The sequence below is a fragment of the Paenibacillus puldeungensis genome (assembly GCF_042678945.1).
GTDB lineage: Bacteria > Bacillota > Bacilli > Paenibacillales > Paenibacillaceae > Fontibacillus > Fontibacillus puldeungensis.
Genome location: NZ_JBHTLM010000001.1, coordinates 313,063 through 335,919 on the forward strand (window position 1 = coordinate 313,063; position 22,857 = coordinate 335,919).

At 49.4% G+C, this 22,857-nt stretch carries 21 protein-coding genes; 10 read left to right on the forward strand and 11 right to left on the reverse strand.

All coding sequences use genetic code 11. The features are described from left to right. Positions 1 to 925: 925 nt before the first annotated feature. Together ACFQ3W_RS01370 and ACFQ3W_RS01375 are read right to left on the reverse strand one after the other, a co-directional pair. Positions 926 to 1,582: a transcriptional regulator gene (locus ACFQ3W_RS01370; protein ID WP_379315847.1), complete on the reverse strand. Its 657-nt coding sequence runs from the start codon at positions 1,580 to 1,582 to the stop codon at positions 926 to 928. 170 nt (positions 1,583 to 1,752) lie between these two features. After that, complete coding sequence (locus ACFQ3W_RS01375; RefSeq protein WP_379315849.1) at positions 1,753 to 2,346, reverse strand: NAD(P)H-dependent oxidoreductase; 594 nt, start codon at positions 2,344 to 2,346, stop codon at positions 1,753 to 1,755. 231 nt (positions 2,347 to 2,577) lie between these two features. On the opposite strand from ACFQ3W_RS01375, the gene ACFQ3W_RS01380 reads away from it, so the two are divergent. The 4 genes from ACFQ3W_RS01380 (at position 2,578) to ACFQ3W_RS01395 (ending at position 5,195) form a co-directional block, all read left to right on the forward strand. After that, the gene (locus ACFQ3W_RS01380) at positions 2,578 to 3,189 is read left to right on the forward strand and encodes a TetR/AcrR family transcriptional regulator (protein WP_379315851.1); all 612 of its coding nucleotides are present in this window, start codon (positions 2,578 to 2,580) and stop codon (positions 3,187 to 3,189) included. Between the two features lie 72 nt (positions 3,190 to 3,261). Further along, positions 3,262 to 3,522, forward strand: a complete 261-nt coding sequence (locus tag ACFQ3W_RS01385) for a zinc ribbon domain-containing protein (RefSeq protein WP_379315853.1) — start codon at positions 3,262 to 3,264, stop codon at positions 3,520 to 3,522. Continuing rightward, the gene (locus ACFQ3W_RS01390) at positions 3,519 to 3,779 is read left to right on the forward strand and encodes a TfoX/Sxy family protein (RefSeq protein WP_379315855.1); all 261 of its coding nucleotides are present in this window, start codon (positions 3,519 to 3,521) and stop codon (positions 3,777 to 3,779) included. The genes ACFQ3W_RS01385 and ACFQ3W_RS01390 overlap by 4 nt, the downstream gene beginning before the upstream one ends. Positions 3,780 to 3,914: 135 nt before the next feature. Then, complete coding sequence (locus ACFQ3W_RS01395) at positions 3,915 to 5,195, forward strand: hypothetical protein (protein WP_379315857.1); 1,281 nt, start codon at positions 3,915 to 3,917, stop codon at positions 5,193 to 5,195. Between the two features lie 374 nt (positions 5,196 to 5,569). On the opposite strand, the gene ACFQ3W_RS01400 is transcribed toward ACFQ3W_RS01395, so the two are convergent. The 6 genes from ACFQ3W_RS01400 to ACFQ3W_RS01425 form a co-directional block, all read right to left on the reverse strand. Then, a complete protein-coding gene (locus ACFQ3W_RS01400; RefSeq protein ID WP_379315859.1) occupies positions 5,570 to 6,391 on the reverse strand; it encodes a methyltransferase domain-containing protein in 822 nt (273 codons plus the stop codon). Positions 6,392 to 6,911: 520 nt separating this feature from the next. Beyond that, a complete protein-coding gene (locus tag ACFQ3W_RS01405; RefSeq protein WP_379315861.1) occupies positions 6,912 to 7,169 on the reverse strand; it encodes a hypothetical protein in 258 nt (85 codons plus the stop codon). Between the two features lie 16 nt (positions 7,170 to 7,185). After that, on the reverse strand, positions 7,186 to 7,842 hold the full coding sequence (locus ACFQ3W_RS01410; protein WP_379315863.1) for a YitT family protein: 657 nt from the start codon (positions 7,840 to 7,842) through the stop codon (positions 7,186 to 7,188). 186 nt (positions 7,843 to 8,028) lie between these two features. Next, entirely contained in the window at positions 8,029 to 8,841 is an 813-nt protein-coding gene (locus ACFQ3W_RS01415; RefSeq protein WP_379315864.1) for an ABC transporter ATP-binding protein, read from the reverse strand. Between the two features lie 28 nt (positions 8,842 to 8,869). Further along, positions 8,870 to 9,631, reverse strand: coding sequence for an aliphatic sulfonate ABC transporter permease SsuC (gene ssuC, locus ACFQ3W_RS01420; RefSeq protein ID WP_379315866.1), 762 nt, complete (start codon positions 9,629 to 9,631; stop codon positions 8,870 to 8,872). A gap of 8 nt (positions 9,632 to 9,639) precedes the next feature. Then, positions 9,640 to 10,635 carry a sulfonate ABC transporter substrate-binding protein gene (locus ACFQ3W_RS01425; protein ID WP_379315868.1) on the reverse strand — a complete coding sequence of 332 codons (996 nt, stop codon included), beginning with the start codon at positions 10,633 to 10,635 and terminating at the stop codon, positions 9,640 to 9,642. Positions 10,636 to 10,891: 256 nt separating this feature from the next. Here ACFQ3W_RS01425 and ACFQ3W_RS01430 point away from each other — a divergent pair, with 256 nt between their 5' ends. The 5 genes from ACFQ3W_RS01430 (at position 10,892) to ACFQ3W_RS01450 (ending at position 17,872) form a co-directional block, all read left to right on the forward strand. Beyond that, positions 10,892 to 12,211, forward strand: coding sequence for an ATP-binding protein (locus ACFQ3W_RS01430; protein ID WP_379315870.1), 1,320 nt, complete (start codon positions 10,892 to 10,894; stop codon positions 12,209 to 12,211). A gap of 89 nt (positions 12,212 to 12,300) precedes the next feature. After that, positions 12,301 to 14,178 (forward strand): molecular chaperone HtpG, encoded by a 1,878-nt coding sequence (gene htpG / locus ACFQ3W_RS01435; RefSeq protein WP_379315872.1) that lies wholly within the window; start codon positions 12,301 to 12,303, stop codon positions 14,176 to 14,178. 108 nt (positions 14,179 to 14,286) lie between these two features. Beyond that, positions 14,287 to 15,759, forward strand: a complete 1,473-nt coding sequence (locus tag ACFQ3W_RS01440) for an aminotransferase-like domain-containing protein (protein ID WP_379315874.1) — start codon at positions 14,287 to 14,289, stop codon at positions 15,757 to 15,759. Continuing rightward, positions 15,756 to 16,682, forward strand: coding sequence for a D-alanine--D-alanine ligase (locus ACFQ3W_RS01445; RefSeq protein WP_379315876.1), 927 nt, complete (start codon positions 15,756 to 15,758; stop codon positions 16,680 to 16,682). The genes ACFQ3W_RS01440 and ACFQ3W_RS01445 overlap by 4 nt, the downstream gene beginning before the upstream one ends. Further along, entirely contained in the window at positions 16,679 to 17,872 is a 1,194-nt protein-coding gene (locus ACFQ3W_RS01450; RefSeq protein WP_379315878.1) for a pyridoxal phosphate-dependent aminotransferase, read from the forward strand. Before ACFQ3W_RS01445 ends, ACFQ3W_RS01450 begins: the two co-directional genes overlap by 4 nt. Before the next feature lie 554 nt (positions 17,873 to 18,426). On the opposite strand, the gene ACFQ3W_RS01455 is transcribed toward ACFQ3W_RS01450, so the two are convergent. The 3 genes from ACFQ3W_RS01455 to ACFQ3W_RS01465 form a co-directional block, all read right to left on the reverse strand. Then, the gene (locus tag ACFQ3W_RS01455; RefSeq protein WP_379315880.1) at positions 18,427 to 18,615 is read right to left on the reverse strand and encodes a hypothetical protein; all 189 of its coding nucleotides are present in this window, start codon (positions 18,613 to 18,615) and stop codon (positions 18,427 to 18,429) included. Then, positions 18,605 to 19,738, reverse strand: a complete 1,134-nt coding sequence (gene ald / locus ACFQ3W_RS01460; protein WP_379315882.1) for an alanine dehydrogenase — start codon at positions 19,736 to 19,738, stop codon at positions 18,605 to 18,607. Before ald ends, ACFQ3W_RS01455 begins: the two co-directional genes overlap by 11 nt. Before the next feature lie 176 nt (positions 19,739 to 19,914). Then, complete coding sequence (locus tag ACFQ3W_RS01465) at positions 19,915 to 21,147, reverse strand: PucR family transcriptional regulator (RefSeq protein ID WP_379315884.1); 1,233 nt, start codon at positions 21,145 to 21,147, stop codon at positions 19,915 to 19,917. 298 nt (positions 21,148 to 21,445) lie between these two features. On the opposite strand from ACFQ3W_RS01465, the gene ACFQ3W_RS01470 reads away from it, so the two are divergent. Then, complete coding sequence (locus ACFQ3W_RS01470) at positions 21,446 to 22,822, forward strand: MATE family efflux transporter (RefSeq protein WP_379315886.1); 1,377 nt, start codon at positions 21,446 to 21,448, stop codon at positions 22,820 to 22,822. Positions 22,823 to 22,857: the final 35 nt, after the last annotated feature.

A 22,857-nucleotide genomic window follows, 5' to 3' on the forward strand; every position in this document is an offset into this window, starting at 1 on the left:
GACACCAGCTTCATAGCCAACGAACTCATTGCTGGTGACTGCGTCCTCTTACTGCGCCAACGAACTCATTGCCGGTGACTGCGTTCTCTTACTACGCCAACGAACTCATTGCCACTCACTGCGTTCTCTTATTGCGCTAACGAACTGAATAGCGCTTATTTGAGGAAAAAACGGACTTTGGTTGATCTAACGAACTCCAGCGGCCTTATTTGGCCAAAAAGCAGCAAAAAAGTAGTCAAATGCCGCAAATAACGTTACTGGAGTTCGTTAGAATTTTTAAAAGGCACTTTCGCCCCAAATAGCGCTTAATGGGTTCGTTAGCCGGACGAACGCTGCACATTATGGCTTGGCTCGCTGGGACTTAATTTCGCTGAGTCATTCCTATGTATGACTTAACTCGCTAAACCTATTTTCGCTGAGTCATCAAACAAACGTACGCATGTATATTTAGACTCACTGAGACTAGTTTCTATTATTCCGATTAGATAGGAACCTGTGGACTTTTGTTACTTCATGCGAGACGACAGAAGAGGGAGAAAATCTGGCCTCAAGACCAGAAGTCTCCCTCAGTTGCTCTAACGAACTGAATAGCGCTTATTTGTGGAAAAATGGGGCCTTGGCAAATCTAACGAACTCCAGCGGTCTTATTTGACCCCAAAGCAGCAGAAAAGTAGTCAAATGCCGCAAATAGCGTTACTGGAGTTCGTTAGAATTTTAAAAAGGCACTTTCTCCCCAAATAGCGCTTAATGGGTTCGTTAGCCGGACAAATGAATGTTATACTTGCAAGGCTTCGCTTACCAGGGCTAGCTTCGCTGAGTCGTTAGTCGAGCGGCACGCATGCATTACTTAACTACTAAAGCAAGCGTCAAGCTGGGCTCAACACGGTGAGTATGGGCTCGCTCGGATTGTTCGAACACAAGCTGCTCAATAACTTCGTAGGACGTAGGTGCGGTAACGATGCTTTCCGCTAGCTACCTCCAATAACTCAAGCTCCACCAGTCTGTACAAAATACGCCGTGCATGTTGATCGGTCACCCTCAGGTGCCTGGACATATCCGGTGGTGCAAAGGGGCGAAGCACCCTTCTCGCGTAACGAAGGGCTTCTGCTTCAAGCCAGTTCAACTCCTGCGGCACCTCGGTCGTCACAAATTTTCCGATAAAAGCCAGCACTAACTGCTGACAGCGTTTAGGCTCATCTGTAATCGAAGGGTATGCGATGGGGAGAAACTGCCAATCGTCTAAAGCCAGCAAGCAATGGCGCCAGCACAGATCCTTGAAACGCCTCACATCCAGATCTCTGGCATGCGGCCCGTAGCCTTGAATTTCGATGCCTCCTTTCACATTGCCGCCCGGCAGGTAGGCAAGATCCAAATACCGATAGCCGTTGTTGAAATCACGCACTTCCCATTCGGGATACAGGTGATTGAAATTTTTGACCACAGGGAACCAGATCGTACGCAAAAATTCTAATGTACCGTGGCCCAACCCTTTTTGCAGCAGCTCCAATCTTCTAGGGTTTTGCTCCTCAGCTAACTGTAGACTCAGCCAATCCTCATAAGCTTCTTCGAATATAGTAATCATCCTCACCTCAATCCCCAAATAGTCGTTGGTTGCACAAACAAAAAGCCGCCTCGACCTGACTGACCCATTGAAGGTGCAGCATAAGTCAAAGCGGCGTGTGCTTCACAGCCGATTCATTAAGTTTTATTATAGCTGGATTTTTAGGGAAATACCAAATATGCTCGAAAAAATCAACGCAGGCTGCTGCCCAGTTTTTTCACTTGACTCAGCCATTTTGTGCGTTGCTCGGCTGAGGATGTTTTTACCGGACTGATCTCGGTAACTCGTACTGGCTGTATGCCGCAAAATTTCAAAATGTTGCGTTTCATAACTAGATGGCCAGCGCGCCAATAAACCAAGCGATAGTACCAGGCGGGGGTATCCATCGTTACAATTAGACGGGCCGTTTTCCCTGTGAGCAGCTTATCCCAGAGTGGGGAGTTTTCACGGTACTTAAAGGCAAATCCCGGCAAAAAGACTCGGTCGATAAAGCCTTTTAAAATCGCCGGCATCGCCCCCCACCATGTCGGATAAACGAACACAAGATGATCCGCCCAGCGAATAAGCTCCTGCGCCTCCTTCAGTCCATCCTCCAGCTCCGTTCGCTGACGGTAACCATACTGCAAAATCGGGTTGAACTGCAGCCGACTTAAATCAATACTGCGAACCTCCACAGAGTCTTGCTCTTGAGCTCCCTCAGCATAAGCGTCTGCTAAAGCCAAGCAGAAGCTTTGCGGGTCAGGGTGTCCGTTGATTATCAGAATTTTTCGATTTGCACTCATCATAAGCTCCTCCCTAATATGTATTGAGTGTTCTATCCTCAGAATATACGGTAAACGACTAAAAAGATATCACCAAGGTGGCTAAGAGACTATGCTGAAATGAAGGTCCCCCCTAAAATTTGATCATGTTGCCCGAGCTTTATAGCCAACGTTATGCTCTTGAAAGCAATACTTGACATCTTTTATTAGGAGTATTATATTGAGTTTAAAGTCAATGAGTTTGGAGTCAACAAAATGAACAATAATCAACCCAAAGCTAAAACACAGCGTCAGCTGCAAAAGGAGCAAACAAGAAAGCAGCTTATTGAAGCGGGGCTTGAGCAATTTGCCCTTAAGGGCCTGACGACCACCAGAACCGCCGACATCGCAAATGCTGCAAAAGTGTCGCACGGAACGGTGTTTGCGCACTTTCCGACTCAGGAAGCTTTGCTGGAAGCAGTTATGGAGGAATTTGGAGCAAGAGTGTCGGCAAGACTTCATGAATTGGCCACTGGCAACAGCAGTTTGAGGGACGTGCTTAAAGCACACCTCATTGGACTGGCCGAGTTTGAGGCCTTTTACACTCGCTTGGTCATTGAGGGAAGGCTGCTGCCGGAGAGTGCTCGGAACGTCTTTGTCATGATTCAGTCCACGATTTCTTTCCACATCAGTCAAGCGGCTGAGCGGGAAATGAAGGCAGGGGTGATCGTTTCATGTCCGCTGCACCTGCTGTTTAACACATGGATTGGATTGGTCCATTATTATTTGGCCAACGACGACCTTTTTGCCCCGGGTGCTTCTGTATTGAATCGTTATGGAGAAGAGCTGTTAGAGCATTTTTTACATTTGATCACGGCTCAAACATGAATCAACTCCGCTCGCTGGCTTGGCAGGAAAAGAAACTTAACTTAATTTCATTAAAAAAGGAGCTGTATCACCATGAAAGTATGTATTGCATGCGGAATGCCAATGAACGAACCTGCTGATTTTGCGATGAGTGACTCTGAAAAAGACTATTGCGTGCATTGCGCGCGGCCGGACGGTTCAATGCAATCCTATGAAGAGAAAATGGACTCTTTAACAGGATTTATCGTTAGAACACAGGGCCTGGACCGAGACGCGGCAAAAGAGGCTGCCCGGAAAATGATGTCCCGGCTGCCAGCTTGGCGGGAGAGTGCTGCGGAAGGTAAAAGATCATGACGAGGCAGCTAATGCTGCATGATCTTCCCAACATTAGCAAGGTGATTAAGAGTAGGCTGTTGAAGGCGGGCATAAATACGCCATCGCAGCTGTTAGCCATCGGCAGCCAAGAGGCTTTTTTGAGGCTAAAGCTTCAGGATCCTAGTTGCTGTGTTAATATGCTCTACGCCCTGGAAGGAGCTATTGAAGGAATACGTTGGCACCATCTGTCTGATGAGAAAAAGCGGGAGCTCAAGGCGTTTTATAAGTCATTTTAATTTTCGGTAAAATGTGCTATGAGTTGGGAAGTTACTATTTTCACATGGAAGCATGCGGACAGCTACTCGACATCTTACAAAAACTTACACAATTGATTTTCGTCTGCGACATGACCGCTTAGGAGATGAACCAACTTGGGGAAAGTGGGCAGAATTAAAGCGGAGTCCTTTGACCTTATGCAGTATTTTTATCGAACCGTACACGAACCGCTGATTCATGGACTAATTACTTTTTATGGACACTTGGATGAAGCGGCCTTCATCGAAGCTGTAACTTTATCCGGTCAAGCAATCCCGTTGATACGTTGTACTTTTGAAATGGGGGGCGGGCGTCCTTACTGGAAGGATCGGGGCTTTACGGGCAAGGACATCGTTCATGTAATGGAGAGCCAGGCAACTTACTTGGAGAATGAGGTCCCAGAATGGTTAGCTGCATCCATAGATATTCACAACGAGCCGCAGCTCAAAATTGTTCTCATCAAAGGTCCTGAAACGGATACCCTATGCATCATCATGAATCACATGGTGTGTGATGGTGCTGGCTTTAAGCAATACATCTATCTGCTCGGTGAACTGTACACGGCATGCTGCGGGGAGGCGGGGGATTTGCTGCGGGTCCGTCCCGATACCACCGCTTATTCACGCGGAACGGGGCAGCTTTTTTCTGGCTTGCGCTGTTACGAAAAGATAGGCCTGCTGTTTGCAGAATATGATCTATCTAAACAAAAGAAGCAGGCGACTGTACATATGGAAGGGGATAGCGGCAATCCCTTCTTTGTTATGCGCCGTATGGATCCGGCAGACTTTTGCCGATTGAAAGAGCGGGCGAAGAGGAAGGACGCGACGATCAACGACATGATCTTGACCTCCTATGCCAGAGCCTTGAGCAGAGAAACGGGAGCGGAGCAAATTGTCATTCCATGCCCCGTCGATCTGCGGAAGTTTATTCCCTCTGGAGGAAATCCCGGCATATGCAACCTGACGAGTAATTTTATTTGCGACGTAACCGTTTGGCGGGGTGATTTGTTTGAAATGACCTTGGAGCAGGTGTCGAGCCAGATGAAGGTGCAGAAGGAGAGTCCCAGCTGTCTGAAATCGGTCATCATGCTGGAAATGTTTTTTCATCTTCTGCCGTTTCGGGTCATTCGAAAGGTATTCGGCAAGCTTTTTACGATCCCTGTCACTTCATATACCAACTTGGGCGTGATTGATAAACGTGTGCTTCGGTTTGGACAAATCGGCATTGCCGATGCTGTGCTAACCGGTGCGATCAAATACGCGCCTTATTTTCAGATCGCCGTGTCAACCTATGACGATGCTTGCACGCTGAGCTGTAATTTACATAGCACTCCCCATGATCAGGTGCGGATTGAACGTTTTTTGGAGGGGATGATTAGTGAATTGCTGGAGCAGTAGCTTGAGGGAGCCTAAGGTGGCACCATAGCACCGTTATCAGGGCGAACGGGGACTCTCGGCTGGTTCTTTTCCCAGGAAGGGGGCCATTAGGCGTTCTCTATTTGGTCTACATTCGCTCTAACGAACTCAATAAGCGCTATTTGGTGGAAATGCGTGGATTTAAAATTGTAACGAACTCCAGAAACGTTATTTGAGGCAAAACGCGGTGTTTTCTCTGATTTTCGCCCAAATAAGGCCGCTGGAGTTCGTTAGAATTGTCCAGGGCCTGATTTTCCGTAAATAAGCGTTATACAGTTCGTTAGAGCACGTAAGGAAGGGTGCAATGCAATTCGTTCGTTAATGCTGACATCGGCACTCTACAAATTGATTCAATCTCAGTTTATTTTCTTTGCGATAATCTTCGACATGGCATGCTGGTGGGGGATACCCGAGGAATTGCAATCAAAGATAATCTCCGAGCTGTCCCAAATCAGCCAGTCGGTATAATGAGAAAGTAATTCGCCGGACGACCACATATATGAATGCGGCTCATTTTCAGGAGGCGGAGCGATAAAAGGCTTTTGTACAAATGCATTAAAGACATGAACGCCATTAACATTTGTAAACTGCTTATAGTTGCTAAATATCTCATTGCGATACTCCGGTTTGATATAGTGCAGCACGCCGCTAGAATGTAAAATATCGAAGCTTGTGTCCAAACGAAAATCCATGATATCTGCTTTAAATACACGTACGTGAACTTTCGCCCGATCTGCTAGTCTTTTTGTTTTATCTAAGCCCGCGTCGGTTATATCAAATGCTGTGACATCGTATCCGTTTCTGGCAAAAAATACAGCATCTTTTCCTTCTCCGCAGCCAATATCGAGTAATTTGAGCGGACGAGTAGGCGGTATGCACTGGAGAACCTGATAACATGAGGAATTAGGCTCCACACCCCAGTAGTAGTCGGAGCCTTGGTATTGTTCCTCATAAATCGTCACCTGCTCTGACCTAGGAACATACCCTAACATTTTATCGACGCTAATGCCCAATATGCTCGACAGCTGCGGAAGCAAACTGATATCCGGCATTGTTACGGCATTTTCCCATTTGGATACGGCTTGAAAGCTAACGCCTAGGATTTGAGCGAGTTCGTCTTGAGTAAGCCCCTTCTCTTTGCGATATCTGCTTATGTTTCTAGCCAGATGTTCCTTCATTCAACTCACTCCTTCTGTAGCCTTATTTTAGGAGTTGATTATGTTATGGGCAATAACCTGATTCTAGAATTGTTCAGTACATTCAACCAGCAGTTGATACAGTAGGTCTCACCTTGCGAGCCACGTTGGCTCTAACTTGTGTATCTGTCTTTCGGAACTAAATTTTCGCCAACCTCGATCTATCTCGAATGTCTTGATCTCGTTTTCTCCGCCACCTTGCAGATTCTTAGCCTAAGCAAAGTCCTCTCTCTGTGCTGAAGGTCCTTACTTGATTCTCCGTCCCGCTCTAACGAACTCAATAAGCGCTATTTGGTGGAAATGCGTGGATTTAAAATTGTAACGAACTCCAGAAACGTTATTTGAGGCAAAACGCGGTGTTTTCTCTGATTTTCGCCCAAATAAGGCCGCTGGAGTTCGTTAGAATTGTCCAGGGCCTGATTTGGCGAAAATAAGCGCTATACAGTTCGTTAGAGCACGAAGGGATGGGTGAGAAGGGAGTTGTGGATGCCGGATGGCCCATTCAAACAAGACTTTGAGCGTCCCGCTGCCCCAGCGCCGCTCTGGGCACATTTGCCACCCACTCCAGCACTGCTCCAGGTACATTTGTCATCCGCTCCGGCGCCGCTCTGGCCCATTTGCAACCACCCCAGCGACGTTCGGTCGCTTTTGCCCAGTTGCTCCAGCGCTTGCTGGGTCGCTCCTGACCCCGACCGGCGTATTGGTTCGGCCTGTCGTCATTAGGCCCTGCCCGGGCGCATTTGCCTACCACGCCTTCCAAGCCCTGCTCCCAATCCTCACTTCCTCCGCCACGCCAACGGATAAAATAGCCTTTTCATCAAAAAGGCTTGCGAATACAGCAGGTTGATCACCCGGGTGGCCAGCCATTGGCACAGGATCGCTTGGATGATGATTTTCCAATCAATGACGTAGGCCGTGATCAGAAAGATGCCCCCGTTCATCAGGAACAGGGAGGTTCCCGGGTTGATCCGCCGGTATTTGGAAATCGCCAGTGCGACAAAGCCGATTCCGCCATTTGAGACCCTTTGCCGCAGCAGGATTGCGATGCCGATGCCTAGAAACAGGGAGCCCATCAATAGGTTTACCCATACGTTTGAAAAGGGCGTGTCCACATATACCTCAAAAAAATTAACGGAAACCGAGGTCATCGTAATGACCATGATCGTTCCAACAGCACTGAATTTCCCCAGGTAGTGTACGGCGAACAGCAGGAATGTGAAGTTCGTAAGCCATAATCCAAGGCTCATCGGAAGATCGAGCCAATAATGCAGCAGCACCGCAAGACCGGCCCCACCGCCCGAAGGGATGGAATGCGGGAACAGAAACACCCCCATGGCAAACCCTTGGATGATGGAACCGGCGATGATCAGGGGGATTTTGGTGAGCGAGCGGCGGATGCGATATCGTCTTAAGGCCGGGGAAGCGATTTTCACGGAAGATCATCCTTCATTGGAATGGAGTGGCAGGCTAGTCCTGCTTATACAACTTATGCTTTCGGGAAGATCGCCATGCCACATTTATAGCCCCTAGGCTACAGACAGGTGTGATTAAGCAGCTCCGCAAAAAATGTACCTTCCGCCAAACAGAAATCGAAGGCGAAAGGTACGGGTTAAAAAAATTTAATCCACATTGCTGACCCGAACACTCGGAACTGCATGAAAGGGGCGGCCCGTCTCTTCCTCAAGGCCGCGCCCCTGGGCTGCACGCGGAAGCTCCAAAATTTGCTCCAGAATAAAATTGACGATTGAAGCGAATGTGGATTGGTCCCTTTTTCTAGGCCGCTTCAGCGGAATGGGGATGTTCTGTGTAATCTTGCCTTCATGCAGTAGAACTACACGATCAGCAAGGGAAACGGCTTCCTCGACATCATGGGTGACGAGCAGCGAGGTAAATCGCTGAAATGACCAGATTTCTTCAATCAGGCTCTGCATTTCGATTCGCGTCAGCGCATCCAGTGCACCCAGCGGCTCATCGAGCAGCAGCAGGCTCGGCTTATGAATGAGCGCCCGGGCCAAGGCGACTCTTTGCTTCTGACCGCCGGAGAGCTTCGCGGGCCATTCGTCCTTTTTATGATCCAGTCCTACCTGTCGCAACACCGCCTCTGCTTCCTCACGGTGGTCTCCCTTGAGTCCCAAGCTCACATTGTCGAGCACGCGTTTCCACGGTAAAAGTCGTCCATCCTGGAACATCATGCAGGCCTCGCGGTTAAGACCGGTAAGCGGCTTTCCTTCAAGCCGGATTTCCCCGCCGCTCGGTTGTTCAAGCCCGGCCAAAAGGCGGAGCAGAGTGCTTTTACCGCAGCCACTTTTGCCAACGATCGCGATAAACTCTCCTTTATGAATCTGAAGATTTAAACGATCCAGCACCGCCGTAGGGTGATAGCTTTTCTGCAAATTTACCAATTCCAAATGCGATGTTTTTACAACTTTCATGCTGTTGACCACTCCCTTCGTTTCCCTACTAAGAAACGTTCTCGTAGCTCGGATGCCATTTCAGCCATCTTCGCTCGAGCAAACGGGCGATTACATCCGACAGCTTACCCAGCAGCGCATATAACAAAATGCTCAGTACGATGACGTCCATTTGCATAAACTCCCTTGCATTCATGGCCATGTAGCCGATGCCCGAGGTCGAGGAAATCGTCTCGGCGACGATCAGGGTAATCCACATGATCCCAAGGGAGAAGCGGATTCCGACTAATACTGAAGAGAGGGCTCCGGGAAAAATAATGTGCAAAAAGAGGGGGATTCCTTTCAATCCGTACATTCTCCCCATCTCAATCAGCCCTTGATCGACCGACTTGATGCCATGAAATGTATTCAGGTATACCGGGAAAAGCACCCCTAAAGCGACCAGAAATATTTTGGCCTCTTCTCCAATGCCGAACCAAAGAATAACAAGCGGAATTAGAGCAAGGTGTGGAATGTTTCTCAGCATTTGGACTGAGGTGTCGAGCAGCATCTCCGACGTCCTGAACAACCCGTTGAACAAGCCAAGTAGAAACCCGATTGCACCGCCAATCAAAAAGCCGGCTGAAGCCCGCCAAAGGCTGATCCAAACATGTTGAGCCAGCTCACCGGTCTGTAGGAGATGGACAGCTGCCCAGTATACGTCAGTGGGAGCGGGGAGAATTTTACTCGAAACTACGCCAAGCTTGGTGAAAAGCTGCCATCCGATGAGCAGCAAAATCGGAATGCCCCAGGGAATGATTTTTTTAATCACCGAACGCTTCACCGCTTCTCATCCTTTTTATCCACATGATAGATTTGCTCTGCGACGTTCACCTTTTTCGGGATCATCTTCAGGTCATAGAACGTGTCGGCAATTTGCTGCTGTTCCTGAATGATCTCGTCGTCTAAATCCACCAGTCCGTATTCTCTTCGCTCCACCGCAAGCTTCATCGACGCCTTGTCGATACCCAAAGCTGTGGATAGCATTTCCGTCAGTTCTTCGGGGTGCTGGTTTGCCCAATCTGAAACGTTTTGGATTTCCTCGATGATTATTTTGATGATGTCACCATGCTCCTTCGCGAATTTTTCCGAGGCAAGAAAAAGGTCGCGGTCGGTCGCCAGGCCTTCCCCGCTCGTAAGTATTCGGGCTTTCGCGGTTATTTCCGCATCGGCGGTGAAGGGGTCCCACACAACCCAGGCGTCAATTTTTCCTTGCTCAAAGGCGACTCGCGCGTCTCCCGGCGACAAATACGCCGGCTTAATGTCTTCCAGTCCCAGCCCCGCTTTCTTCAGTGCCTTTACGAGTAAGTAATGAGAGCTCGAACCCTTGGCAAACCCGATTGTTTTTCCTTTCAAATCCTCGAGCGTACGTATGGGGGAGTTTTCTTTGACCAGGACTGCGGAGCCGTCAGATTTTGGTTTGCCAACTGCCGTATATACGAGGGAGGAACCGGCGGCCTGTGCAAATATCGGAGGCGAATCCCCCGTTCTTCCGAAATCAAGGCTTCCTGCGTTTAATGATTCAAGGATCGGCGGTCCCGCCTGGAATTGCACCCACTCCACGGAAAAACCAAGTGGCTGGAGTTTCTTTTCCAAAGTGCCTTTGTTTTTCAAAATAATGAGCGGACCGTTTTTTTGATAACCGATGCGGACAGTTTGCTTCACATCCTTGCTGGTCGACTTGGAGTTTGCCATGGGGGAACAAGCGGACAAAAGCAGAGTTATGATGACCAGCAGCAAACCGCAAAAGGATGGGCCGAACTTTTTCTTGCTCAATGCTGTTACACTTCCCTTCAAAAAATGAGAATTGCCGTAAGAAGGCCGTAAACCGTGTGCGGACGATGAACTGGCTCCTCTTATAGGGTATGCGTCATAGGAAATTAGGTACCCGTCTAGATGAGTTAGGGCCAGAAAACAGAATGCACAAAAATCGGAGTATAAAAACTTAATCATTTCATCTTGCTGAAAAAGGGTTTATTGAAATAAATATGGAATAAACAGGGGAGAGAATGCCGTACAAAGGGGGACACGAATGTATTTTCTCAAGGAAATCATTCTTCAGCTTTTTTTCGGCTTAATGCCGCTTGTCATGTTCAACATCTACTATCGGGATCAGCCTCGGAATTATTCGCAAAAATTTATTGTCATCACCAGCATGCTATGCTTATTTTTTTCGATGACCTTTGGGGCGAGCGCCGTTAGCGGGTATTTTTATGACATTAGATACATCATTATGTTTTTCGGGATGATTTTCGGGGGCATTCATACAGGTCTGATCCTGCTTGCAGAGTTCGTATTGTACCGGCTGTACCTGGGGGGAGAAGGCATGTGGGTCGCGATGGCTATATTGACCGTGACGTTCCCTCTTTCAATCCTGTTGTACAGGCTGTATGAACGGGCAAAAAGGAAACTGATAATTACAATTACTGCTGGTGCTTTTTTTTCTTTCGTCCCCATCGTGTTCGTGTATATGTACAACCCTCAGTCGATATTGGATCACCTGGTATTTCATATTTTTGTCGTTCCTATACAGAATTTGTTAGGGTGCTGGCTGCTCATTTCTTTGTTTAACAAAGCGGTCTTAGACAAGCAGCTCTTTATTGAATACGCGCAAAATGAACGGGTCAAAGCGATCGGGCATGTCGCCGCCTCGCTCGTCCATGAGGTGCGCAATCCGCTAACAGCGATCAAAGGGTTTCTGACGCTGATGCGTGGAAGCCGCCTTGAGCCGGGGAAGACCGAGCGCTATATTGACATTTGCATGAGCGAAATCGAGCGTACGGAATACATATTATCCGAGTATTTATCCATTTCCAAGCCAAATAGCGATGAGCAGGTGCCTTCGGATTTACAGGCCATTTTACATATCACTAGAGACGTCATGAACCCTTATGCCAACCTGAACAATGTTGTTCTGGAAATCGAAAGCCCACCCGAGCCAGTATGGATATTGGCCAATCCTGATAGAATGAAACAGGTACTTGTCAATTTCATTAAAAATGCTGTAGAGGCCTGTGCGGATACACCTCACGGCGACGGAAGGGTGGCCTTAAATCTGCAGATCAGTACCCGGAAAGTTACGCTAAAGATAAGTGACAATGGCGTGGGGATGACCCAGGAACAGCTCAATCACTTGGGCTCGATTTATTTCTCTACGAAATCCAGCGGTACCGGATTAGGAATGACATTTTCTTATCAAGCCGTCCATACCTTTGGAGGCACCATTTCCGTAGAAAGCACTCAGGGGGCCGGTACAGAATTTACGATTAAGCTCCCTTTATATCGCAAAAAGGAACAAGGTGAACCATGGCGGAGCGGCGTTCATATTGACATTAAAAATAAGGATATATAATATAAAAAATAGAGATTAGCACTCTTATTAATGGAGTGCTAACAAACTGATATTGATCCAGATGTATTTCGTGAAAGGAGATCCGTTACATGGCCAAACAACAGTTTAAAGCGGAATCGAAAAGATTGCTGGAGATGATGATTAACTCCATCTATACGCAGCGCGAGATTTTCCTGCGGGAGCTGATTTCTAACGCCAGCGACGCCATCGATAAAATCTACTACCGGGCGTTAACTGACGATAAGCTGGTATTTAACAAGGACGACTACTTTATTAAAATTACCGTCGACAAGGATAGCCGGACGCTGACGATTACAGATACCGGGATCGGCATGACGAAGGAAGAGCTAGAAAACAACCTGGGGGTTATTGCCAAAAGTGGCTCGCTCGCGTTTAAGAACGATAACGAGGCGAAGGACGGCTACAATATTATCGGGCAATTTGGCGTCGGATTCTACTCGGCCTTCATGGTAGCTGATGACGTGACGGTGATCAGCCGCGCGCTCAGCAGTGACGAAGCGTACAAGTGGGAGTCAACGGGTGCAGACGGTTACACGATCGAACCGTGCGAGAAGGATTCGGTCGGCACGGAAATCATTTTGAAAATAAAGCAAAACACCGAAGATGATACGTACGAAGAGTACTTAGAAGAATATCGTTTGAAGTCCATTATTAAGAAGTATTCGGATTTCATCCGTTACCCGATCAAGATGGATGTGACGGAGCATCGTCCGCAGGAAGGCAGTGAGGGCGAATTTGAGGAATACAAGGAAGAGCAAACCGTCAACAGCATGGTGCCGATCTGGCGGAAGAACAAATCCGAGCTGACACCGGAGGATTACGAGAACTTCTATATGGAGAAACGCTATGGCTTCGACAAGCCGGTGTCCCATATCCACATTAAAGCCGACGGCGCGGTAGTGTACAACGCGATCCTCTACATTCCGGAGAAAACGCCGTTCGATTATTACACCAAGGAATATGAAAAAGGGCTGGAGCTGTACTCCAATGGCGTGCTGATCATGAACAAATGCGCAGACCTGCTGCCGGATTACTTCAGCTTCGTTAAAGGGATGGTCGATTCGGAGGATTTGTCGCTGAACATTTCGCGGGAAATGCTTCAGCATGACCGTCAGCTTAAGCTCATTGCAAAGAACATTCAAAGTAAGATCAAGAGCCAGCTGCAGACGCTGCTTAAGGACGAACGGGAAAAATACGAGCAGTTTTATGCGTCCTTCAGCCGTCAATTGAAATTCGGCGTGTACAATGACTACGGCATGAACAAGGATGTGCTGCAGGATCTGCTGCTGTTCACCTCCTCGAAGGAGAAAAAGCTCGTCACTTTGGACGAATACGTCTCCAGAATGCCGGAGGATCAAAAATACATTTATTACGCCGCTGGCGAATCGGTAGAACGGCTGGAAAAACTGCCGCAAACCGAGCTTGTGGCCGACAAAGGCTACGAAATTCTTTACTTAACCGATGACATCGACGAATTCGCCATCAAGATAATCATGAACTACAAGGATAAAGAATTTAAGTCGGTATCGAGCGGCGATCTCGGCATCGAAGCTGATGCGTCCGATGTGGATACCAAGGCCGAAGAGGATAACAAAGAGCTGTTTACAGCAATGAAAGAGCTGCTCTCCGGCAAAGTGAAGGACGTAAAAGCGTCGAAACGCTTGAAATCCCATCCGGTCTGCTTAACCACCGAAGGTGAAATCTCGATCGAGATGGAAAAAGTGCTGAACGCGATGCCAAGCGGGCAGGAAGTCAAGGCGGACAAGGTGCTGGAAATCAACGTGCATCATGACGTGTTCCAATCCTTGAAGAATGCACATGGCAGCGACAAGGAGAAGCTGAGCTTGTACACGAACCTGCTGTACAATCAGGCGCTGTTGATCGAAGGCTTGCCGGTTACCGATCCGGTTGAGTTCACAAATAACATCTGTAAAGTGATGGTATAAGAGTAAGCTGTCCACCCCGGAACCACCCCCTGAACAAAAATTCAGGGCGGTGGTTCTTTTATTTTTCACCCAATCTGTGCCATCATGAGGATGGGGGCGATGTAAGGTATGTTTGATGATTTCAAGCTTGTAGAGGACCGTCCGGTCTATATCCAGGTGAAAGATTACATGAAATGGCTGATCACGAAAGGAGCGCTGCAGGTTGGCGAACGGCTGCCTTCGACGAGAGAGCTCGGCCTCCTGCTGGGCGTAAGCCGCAACAGCATTATAGCGGCATATGAGGCGCTTGAGGAAGAAGGGCTCACCTATGTGATTCAGGGCAAAGGCAGCTTCATCGCAGCCTCCGTTCCTACCTCGAACACCGTTTCACCTTGGCAATTGGACTGGAAGTCCCGCATGAACGAGCAAGCGTGTCTCGCGGTCGAATTGGACCGCATGAAGCATGGCATCCGGGCGACCAAAGGTACGATCTCTTTTACCAGTATTGCTCCCGACGAAACGCTGTTTGACCTGGATAACGTCAAGCGTGCGTTTCTTGACCGGATGGCCGTTGAAGGCAACATTTTATTGAATTATGGATATGCCAAAGGCTATAAGCCGCTTATTGACTATTTGCTGAAATATATGGAGCGCAAGGGTGTCGACCTTCAGGGCAAGGATATGCTGATTACCAGCGGTTTTACAGAGGGTCTGGATATTGTGCTGTCGGCAATTCGCAAAAAGAAGCACGGTTCCGTGCTCTGCGAAAACCCGACGCATCAGACCGCCATCAAAAATTTCAAGATTCACGGCTTTGACATTACCGGCATCCCGATGGAGCACGATGGAATCGATCTGGGCAAGCTGGAGCAGGCGCTGCTTGAGCGGCCTTATGATTGCGCGTACCTGATTCCTTCCTATCATAATCCGACCGGGATCGTCACCTCTGCCGAGAAAAGGCTGACTTTGATGCAGCTGTTGAGCCGCTACCGCGTTCCCGTTATTGAGGATGGCTTCAACGAGGAGCTGCGTTACTCGGGCTCCCATGTCGCCCCTTTGGCGGCATTGGCCGGGCAGGGGAACAGCGTCATTTATCTGGGCAGCTTCTCCAAGGTGCTGTTTCCGGGAATTCGGGTCGGATGGGTGCTGGCGGACCGGGAGCTGATCGATGTGCTGGAGAGTGTGAAGCGCGCTCGCAGCATTCATACGTCGACGCTCGACCAGTCGCTGCTTTACCAGTATCTTTATAACGGGAATTTTGAGAAGTATTTGAAAAAAGCGCGGGCGGAATATAAACGCAAGTACGAATGGACCAAGGAATGCTGTGAAAAATATATCCCGTTTCAGCGGCTGTCGGGAAGCGGGGGATTGCACCTGTTCGTCGAGTTTACGCCGGAACTGGATACCCGCGAACTGCTGGAAGCGTGCTCCCGGCAGGGGGTTATTTTTACGCCGGGCGATATGTTTTATACGAACGGAAAAGGCTGGCACACGATGCGGATCGGCTTTTCCAGAGTGAGTGAAGAGGATATTGAAAACGGAATACGAATTATCGGCGAAACGGCCGTAAATATGATAGCCAAAGGGAGAGAGCGGAAATGAAAATCGGCGTAATTATGGGTGGCGTATCTTCGGAACGCGAAATTTCACTGCAAACGGGGAAAGAGATGGCGGCTAACCTGGACCGGAACAAATATGAGGTTGTGCCGATTGATATTCAGGAACCGTCGGAAATTATCGAAAAGGTGAAGGGTATTGATTTCGCACTTTTGGCGCTGCACGGCGTCTTCGGAGAGGACGGAACGGTTCAAGGCGTCCTGGAGACGTTAGGCATCCCTTACTCCGGCAGCGGGGTATTGTCCAGCAGTCTGTGTATGGATAAGGAGCTGACGAAACGCGTGGTGCGGGGCGAAGGCGTTCCGACGCCGGAATGGTGCGTGATTAGTCGCGGTCAGGTTCACTGGGAGGAACAACTCCGAGGGCTGGCATATCCGCTGTTTGTGAAGCCGAATACCGGTGGTTCGAGTATCGGCGTACGGCGGGTCGACAACGAAGGAGAGCTTCGCTCGGCGCTGGAGGAAGCGTTCCGCTGGGATACATCGGTCGTCGTTGAATCGATGGTTCGAGGACAGGAGATCACCTGCCCTATTTTGGACGGGAAGCTGCTGCCGATCCTCGGCATTGAGGCTGTGGAATCGGACTGGTTCGATTATAGCTCCAAATATAACGATGGCGGAGCTGAGGAGAAGCCGATCACTCTGCCGTCAGAAGTGGAAGCACGCGTCAGTGAAGCAGCGTTGGCCTGCTACCGAGTGCTGAAATGCAGCGTTTATGCACGGATCGACATGATCGTGAAGGACGGCGTGCCTTACGTGCTGGAGGTCAATACGCTGCCGGGCATGACGCGCAACAGCCTGCTGCCGAGAAGCGCGGCGGCGGCCGGGATATCCTACAGCGAGCTGCTGGATCGGATGATTCAGCTTTCTCTTGAGGGGCGTTCTCGGGGCAAGGTGGTGGTATCATGACGACGCGCGATTGGATCGCTCCACGGGTTCGGGAGATTCCACCTTCAGGAATCCGAAGATTTTTTGAGCTAAGTCATGGATCGCAGGATACGATATCGCTCGGGGTAGGCGAGCCGGATTTCGCTACACCGGAGCCGGTGCGTGCCGCCTGCATTCGGGCGCTGAATGAGGGGAAAACAGGGTATACGCCCAATGCGGGGCTTCCGGAGCTTAGAGAAGCGATATCGGAATATTTGGATGCCGGGTTCGATCTGCGTTACGACCCGCAGGGAGAAATTATAGTCACGGTAGGCAGCAGCGAAGCAGTCGATTTGGCGCTTCGGGCCTGCCTTGTGCCGGGGGATGAAATCCTCGTTCCTGCGCCGGGCTATATTGCTTACGGGCCGATTGCCCACTTATGCGGTGGGAAAGTGGTTGAGGTGGAAACTACGGCAGAGCAGAAATTCAAGTTGACTGCCGATGCCCTGTCGGAGCATATTACACCACGTTCCAAGGTGCTGCTCGTCAATTACCCGGGAAATCCGACAGGGTCCGTGATGACGGAGGAGGACTGGCAGCCGATCGCGAAGCTCGCAATTGAGCACGATCTTATCGTCATCTCCGATGAGATTTACGCTGAACTGACGTATGGTCGGCGGCACGTCAGCATCGCCTCGCTGCCCGGTATGAAGGAGCGGACCATCGTGATCAGCGGCTTCTCGAAGGCGTTTGCCATGACTGGCTGGCGGATCGGGTACGTCTGCGGCAACCGGGAGTTGCTGCATGAGATGCTGAAAATTCACCAGTACATCGCGATGTGCGCGCCGGTTCTTGGTCAAATCGCAGCACTTGAGTCGCTGCGCTGCGGCATGGAGGCGAAGGACCGCATGATGGAGATATTCGATCGGCGCAGACATATGTTTGTACAGGGCTTAAGGGACATCGGCCTTCCCTGCCATGAGCCGCAGGGTGCCTTCTATGCGTTTCCGTCCATCGCCCATACGGGACTCAGCTCCGAGGTGTTCGCCCGTCTTCTGCTGGAGGAGGCTGGCGTAGGCGCCGTCCCGGGCCATGTGTTTGGGACCGGGGGCGAAGGGCATCTGCGTTTCTCCTACGCGGCATCTACGGAAAATCTGAACATCGCGCTGGAGCGGATGGAGCGCTTCCTGAGCGAACTGAGCCCGGTGGCGTCAGCGGCGGGTGTGATGTGACTGCGGAGCTGGATGAAGCCGAGCTGCTACAAGTGGGGGGAGAAACACCTAATTCGCTGTCACACGTAGAACTCACTGTTACCAGCAGGACTAACTAAGTGTATTTAGTACATTTAAATATCGCCCTGTTGGAAAATCGAAGCATTTAATTGTAAAAAGTGCAGTTAAAGGGAGCGAAATAACCCTATAAACCCATATATGTCCATTTTAGTTGTGCGTTTTGCAATTAAAGTCTAGAAATTCGAATTCCAAGTGGAAATAGGTGTACTAAATACATTTAGTTGTAAGTACTAAGGGAGCAAAAACCTAAGTGGAGTAACGCAATTACCAAAAGTAAACCGAATCTGCCCACTACGCTCCCTGTGCTTTCTTTTTGGTTCCTTTGGGCTGTCGACAGCTTAAACTTAGCTAAATAGGCACAGTTGGGGATAAAGACCGTAGTAATGCACACTATCCATACTTTTTGACATACTATTCACAATATAGTGGATAAACCTGTGGATATATCATTTTTAAATGAAGTAGTACACAATCAGGTGCATACAAAGTGCTAACTAAGTGTCAGTCAAGTGCATACAAAGTGTCAACCAAGTGGCCAGCAAGTCCCCGAACAAGTCACCACCAGGATAAGCCCCAGGCAGGTTAACTCGTGTAAAAGGCTCCTGATTGTGAAACAAAAAAGCGAGGACAGCAGCCCATTGGATGGGTGCCTTATCCTCGCTGAAAAACTGCTTAATTTCCATAGCTTCCGCTTAATTCAAGCGCCTGTTCCACGGGTACATAGTCGAAATGAAGGTCCTTCGCGACGGACGCATACGTGATGGCCCCGTTGGCGACATTCACCCCGGAGCGCAGCGCCGACCGCTCCCGCAGCGCCGCATACAAGCCTTTCGAGGCAATCTCCAGCGCATAAGGGAGCGTAGCGTTGACCAATGCCAGCGTTGACGTTCTTGGTACAGCGCCTGGCATATTTGCAACAGCATAGTGAACAACGCCGTGCTTCACATAGGTTGGGTCGGAATGCGTCGTGATTCGGTCGACGGTTTCGAAGATACCGCCTTGATCGATGGCTACATCGACGATGACCGAGCCCGGGCGCATCGCTTGGACCATGCTTTCCTTCACGAGCTTCGGTGCTTTTGCGCCTGGTATGAGGACCGCCCCAATGACGAGGTCGGAATGCTCAACAGCTTCGGCAATGTGTTGCGGATTGGACATTAATGTCTGCAGGCTCGCGCCAAAAATGTCATCCAACTGGCGCAGCCGATCCGGGTTCAGATCGATGATCGTTACATCAGCGCCAAGACCGACGGCGACTTTTGCCGCGTTTGTCCCCACAACGCCCCCGCCGATAATCGTTACTTTTCCACGCTTCACGCCAGGAACGCCGCCAAGCAGAATTCCCTTACCGCCATGCGGCTTCTCCAAAAACTGCGCCCCAATTTGCACCGACATCCGGCCAGCTACCTCGCTCATTGGCGTAAGCAGGGGCAGTGTTTTGTTAACCTCCACGGTTTCGTAAGCGATCGCCGTGACTCCTTTATCCTTAAGCGCCGCCGTCAGCTCCGGCTCTGGCGCCAGGTGCAAATACGTAAACAGAATCAGTCCTTGGCGAAAATAATCATATTCTGCGGGCTGCGGCTCCTTTACCTTCATAACCATGTCAGCCGCCCACGCCTCCGCAGCTTGACCGACCAGCTTAGCGCCAGCGACTGCATACTCCGTATCCTCAAAACCGCTGCCAGTTCCGGCGTTTTTTTCAATCCATACTTCGTGCCCGGCATGGACGAGAGAGAACACGCCTGAGGGAGTGAGAGCCACCCGATTTTCATTATTTTTAATTTCTTTAGGTACTCCGATGATCATGCCATTTTCCTCCTTGTCAGTAAATCTGACGTAAACATCACAATGAATCTCTGAATAATAGCTAGTTACAGGACTGACTGTTAACTAATCTGACACAAGTATAGGACAGGAAAAGCCAGTTTAGTTTGTGTGGAACGAAGAAAAAAGGCAGCAGGATTTGTGAAAATCCACAAACCTCAGCCGTCTCCGAATTTTTCTGCCTTTAAATCCAAATAGAGCGTAACCTTCTGATCCATATCGGTTAAGTCGATGCCCCCAACTTCACTAATCCGTTTTAGTCTGTAGTTCAGCGTATTCATATGAATATGCAGGGCATCGGCGGCTGTTTTAACGTTGCTGTCATGGGCCAAAAAGACAGTTAGCGTATGGAGCAACTCGCTATGATGCTCCAAGTCATAAGCCCGCAACCTGGCTACGCACTCATTATTTGAGCCATGCTTGCGAGACTCCTGCCATAGCAGTGGCAGGTACCGATAGAAGCCGAGATCCGCATAATAGACGACCCCTGCGGTCTCTTCTTGAAACCGCTGCTTAATTTGCAGTAGCAGCAGCGCTTCCTGGTAGCTGGCCTCCAGCTTGCTATAGTCGTTGTAAAGGCCACCGCTGGCCAGCCCGCGATATTCCTCCTTGAAGAATGCCTGCAAGTTTCGGTTCATAGCCTCCAAGCGTAGGACGACATCGGTCCTCGTTTTGTAAACGAGAGGGGTGCAAAGTAGAACCAATTCGCTTTTGTCCACGGCTCGAAATACGATACGAAAGTGGGCCTCGGCAGAAAATCTCTCAAGCACTTGCTGCTGCCGGCGCTCCTTCACATCGGAAGCAAACTGTAGGACGACCACGTGAAAAAGCGAGGGGAGCGTGATACCGATTTTGGCGGCTTTTTCGCGAACAAGGCTTTCCGTCTGAAGGTGACCGGTCAAAAGCTGCCAGAACAAATCGGCCTGAGCTCCCTCATCCTTGTGACGCTGCATTTGCCATTGAGCCATCCTTACACGTGCAGCTGCGGCCGCCTGCTTTAACACACCCATTTCTTCCTCAGTAAATGGGCCTTCAGCCTCAACAACCCAAATGTAGCCCAGCACTCCTGTGTTAGACCGAATCGCGATAGCAACGCGTTCGCTTAAGCCGATTTCCTTCATAGCAGGTACGCGAATCGGATCCTCACTTTCAAGCAGCCTTGCAATCACGCCGCTATGCCATAGGCTGCTGATCACCGTATCCGGCACGCGGCGTCCGACAATGGTTGCCAGCCTGGCGGGGTCGGTTTCCGGCTCGTGTGAGCTATAGGCGACAAGTCGGTGATTGGCATCCTCAACCGTCACAGGGCGCCCTAGAACATCACTCAACTTTTCAGCCAGCATTTCCAAATTGTCAGCGTAAAGCTCAAATATATTGTGTTTTTGCCGCATGGGCATGACCCCCGTATTCTAGCCTGTATACCAGTGATGTATGACATTTTACAAATAATTCGTCTCTTAATTCGCAATCTTAGTAGAAATTTCCTGCTTGTTAAGGTGCGGAATTGGTTAAAATTGGTGGCATTTTGTTAATTTCATATATATGTTATGTCGGTACGAAGCGGAATTGCCGCTTTGACGAGCAAACCAATCCTGTCATGGATTGCTGAAATAATCATTGAGGAATACAATGGAAAAGTATGGAATCTAATCATTCTAATCTGCTGACATGAAAAAGAAGGGTACCCGCATGAGCTTGCTATTTGTGCGTGAAAAGGAGTTTTATCAAAGCTTTTTTAGGCTGACTGTCGTGATCGCTTTGCAAAATATCATTTCCTATGGCGTGAATTTATCCGACAACTTGATGCTAGGCGGGTACAGCGAGTCGGCTTTGTCTGGCGTAGCTTTAGCGAACCAGATTCAATTTTTGCTGCAAATGCTCGTCACGGGGGCGAGCGAAGGGCTCGTTATTTTATCGTCAAGGTTTTGGGGAGCAGGGGATAATGCCTCCATTAAGAAGGTGGCCAGCATCGGGATGCGCATTTCGCTGGTGCTTAGCCTAGTGCTTTGGCTGCTCATTTTTCTGTTTCCTCACGGCTGCTTGTCTTTGTTTACGAACGACGAAGGCGCCATCGACGAGGGAGTAAAATATTTGAATATCATCGGCTTCTCATACCTATTTTTTGCCATCACAAGAGTCTTTATTGCCTCCTTACGCAGCGTTGAAACGGTAAAAATCGGCTTCACCATCTCGCTTTCCACCCTCGTCATCAATGTGTGTCTGAACTATTTGTTCATTTACGGCCATTTTGGTTTTCCAAGCTGGGGCGTTCGCGGTTCGGCGGTAGCCACATTGACGGCCAGAATCATTGAATGTCTTATCGTACTGATTTATTTAAAAAGGTTTGATCGCAAAATAAGATTTTCCGTCAGCGACTTCTTGCATTTTGATATGGACTTGTTCCGTCAATACATCAAGGTGGGGTCGCCTATATTAATGTCCAATGCCCTATGGGGGCTGGCGATGGCGGTGCAAACGAGCATTCTCGGGCATATGGGCGCGGCGGCGATCGCCGCTAACAGCATTGCGACAACGATTTACCAGATCGTGTCTGTGTTCACTTATGCTTCCGCCAGTGCCACCTCGGTCCTTATTGGCAAGACAATCGGCAGTGGACGTTCGGACAAAATCAAGCCTTATGCAAAAACGCTGCAGGTGCTATATTGTATCATCGGGGTATGTACGGGCGCGGTTTTATTTTTAGCCAAGGATGTCATTTTGGAGCTCTATTCGATCTCTCCGGAGGCAAAGGCGCTTGCGCTGCAATTTATGACGGTACTTTCGATAACGGCCATAGGAACCGCTTATCAAGTACCGACACTGACTGGAATCGTTCGCGCCGGAGGCGATACCCGCTTCGTGTTGTACAACGAGCTTGTTTTCATGTGGCTGATCGTTCTTCCGGCCACGGCGCTGAGCGCGGTTGTGCTGCATCTTTCGCCGCTCATTACGTTCATTTGCCTGAAATCGGACCAAATCTTAAAATGCTTTGTTGCCGCTATTAAGGTAAATCGGTTCCGCTGGATTCGGAGCTTTGAGCCGACGGTGGATGAAAAAACTTGTTAATCGCTCACAAAAAGAAGCTGCTGCACATCCTTGTA

Excerpts from the sequence above, each read along its gene's own strand:
- ACFQ3W_RS01465 (WP_379315884.1), bottom strand. The coding sequence starts at position 21,147 with ATGCGGCAAAAACACAATATATTTGAGCTTTACGCTGACAATTTGGAA.
- ACFQ3W_RS01400 (WP_379315859.1), bottom strand. The coding sequence starts at position 6,391 with ATGAAGGAACATCTGGCTAGAAACATAAGCAGATATCGCAAAGAGAAG.
- ACFQ3W_RS01390 (WP_379315855.1), top strand. The coding sequence starts at position 3,519 with ATGACGAGGCAGCTAATGCTGCATGATCTTCCCAACATTAGCAAGGTG.
- ACFQ3W_RS01370 (WP_379315847.1), bottom strand. The coding sequence starts at position 1,582 with ATGATTACTATATTCGAAGAAGCTTATGAGGATTGGCTGAGTCTACAG.
- htpG (WP_379315872.1), top strand. The coding sequence starts at position 12,301 with ATGGCCAAACAACAGTTTAAAGCGGAATCGAAAAGATTGCTGGAGATG.
- ACFQ3W_RS01455 (WP_379315880.1), bottom strand. The coding sequence starts at position 18,615 with ATGGAAATTAAGCAGTTTTTCAGCGAGGATAAGGCACCCATCCAATGG.
- ACFQ3W_RS01450 (WP_379315878.1), top strand. The coding sequence starts at position 16,679 with ATGACGACGCGCGATTGGATCGCTCCACGGGTTCGGGAGATTCCACCT.
- ACFQ3W_RS01430 (WP_379315870.1), top strand. The coding sequence starts at position 10,892 with ATGTATTTTCTCAAGGAAATCATTCTTCAGCTTTTTTTCGGCTTAATG.
- ACFQ3W_RS01375 (WP_379315849.1), bottom strand. The coding sequence starts at position 2,346 with ATGATGAGTGCAAATCGAAAAATTCTGATAATCAACGGACACCCTGAC.
- ACFQ3W_RS01470 (WP_379315886.1), top strand. The coding sequence starts at position 21,446 with ATGAGCTTGCTATTTGTGCGTGAAAAGGAGTTTTATCAAAGCTTTTTT.
- ACFQ3W_RS01380 (WP_379315851.1), top strand. The coding sequence starts at position 2,578 with ATGAACAATAATCAACCCAAAGCTAAAACACAGCGTCAGCTGCAAAAG.
- ACFQ3W_RS01385 (WP_379315853.1), top strand. The coding sequence starts at position 3,262 with ATGAAAGTATGTATTGCATGCGGAATGCCAATGAACGAACCTGCTGAT.
- ACFQ3W_RS01440 (WP_379315874.1), top strand. The coding sequence starts at position 14,287 with ATGTTTGATGATTTCAAGCTTGTAGAGGACCGTCCGGTCTATATCCAG.
- ald (WP_379315882.1), bottom strand. The coding sequence starts at position 19,738 with ATGATCATCGGAGTACCTAAAGAAATTAAAAATAATGAAAATCGGGTG.
- ACFQ3W_RS01445 (WP_379315876.1), top strand. The coding sequence starts at position 15,756 with ATGAAAATCGGCGTAATTATGGGTGGCGTATCTTCGGAACGCGAAATT.
- ACFQ3W_RS01415 (WP_379315864.1), bottom strand. The coding sequence starts at position 8,841 with ATGAAAGTTGTAAAAACATCGCATTTGGAATTGGTAAATTTGCAGAAA.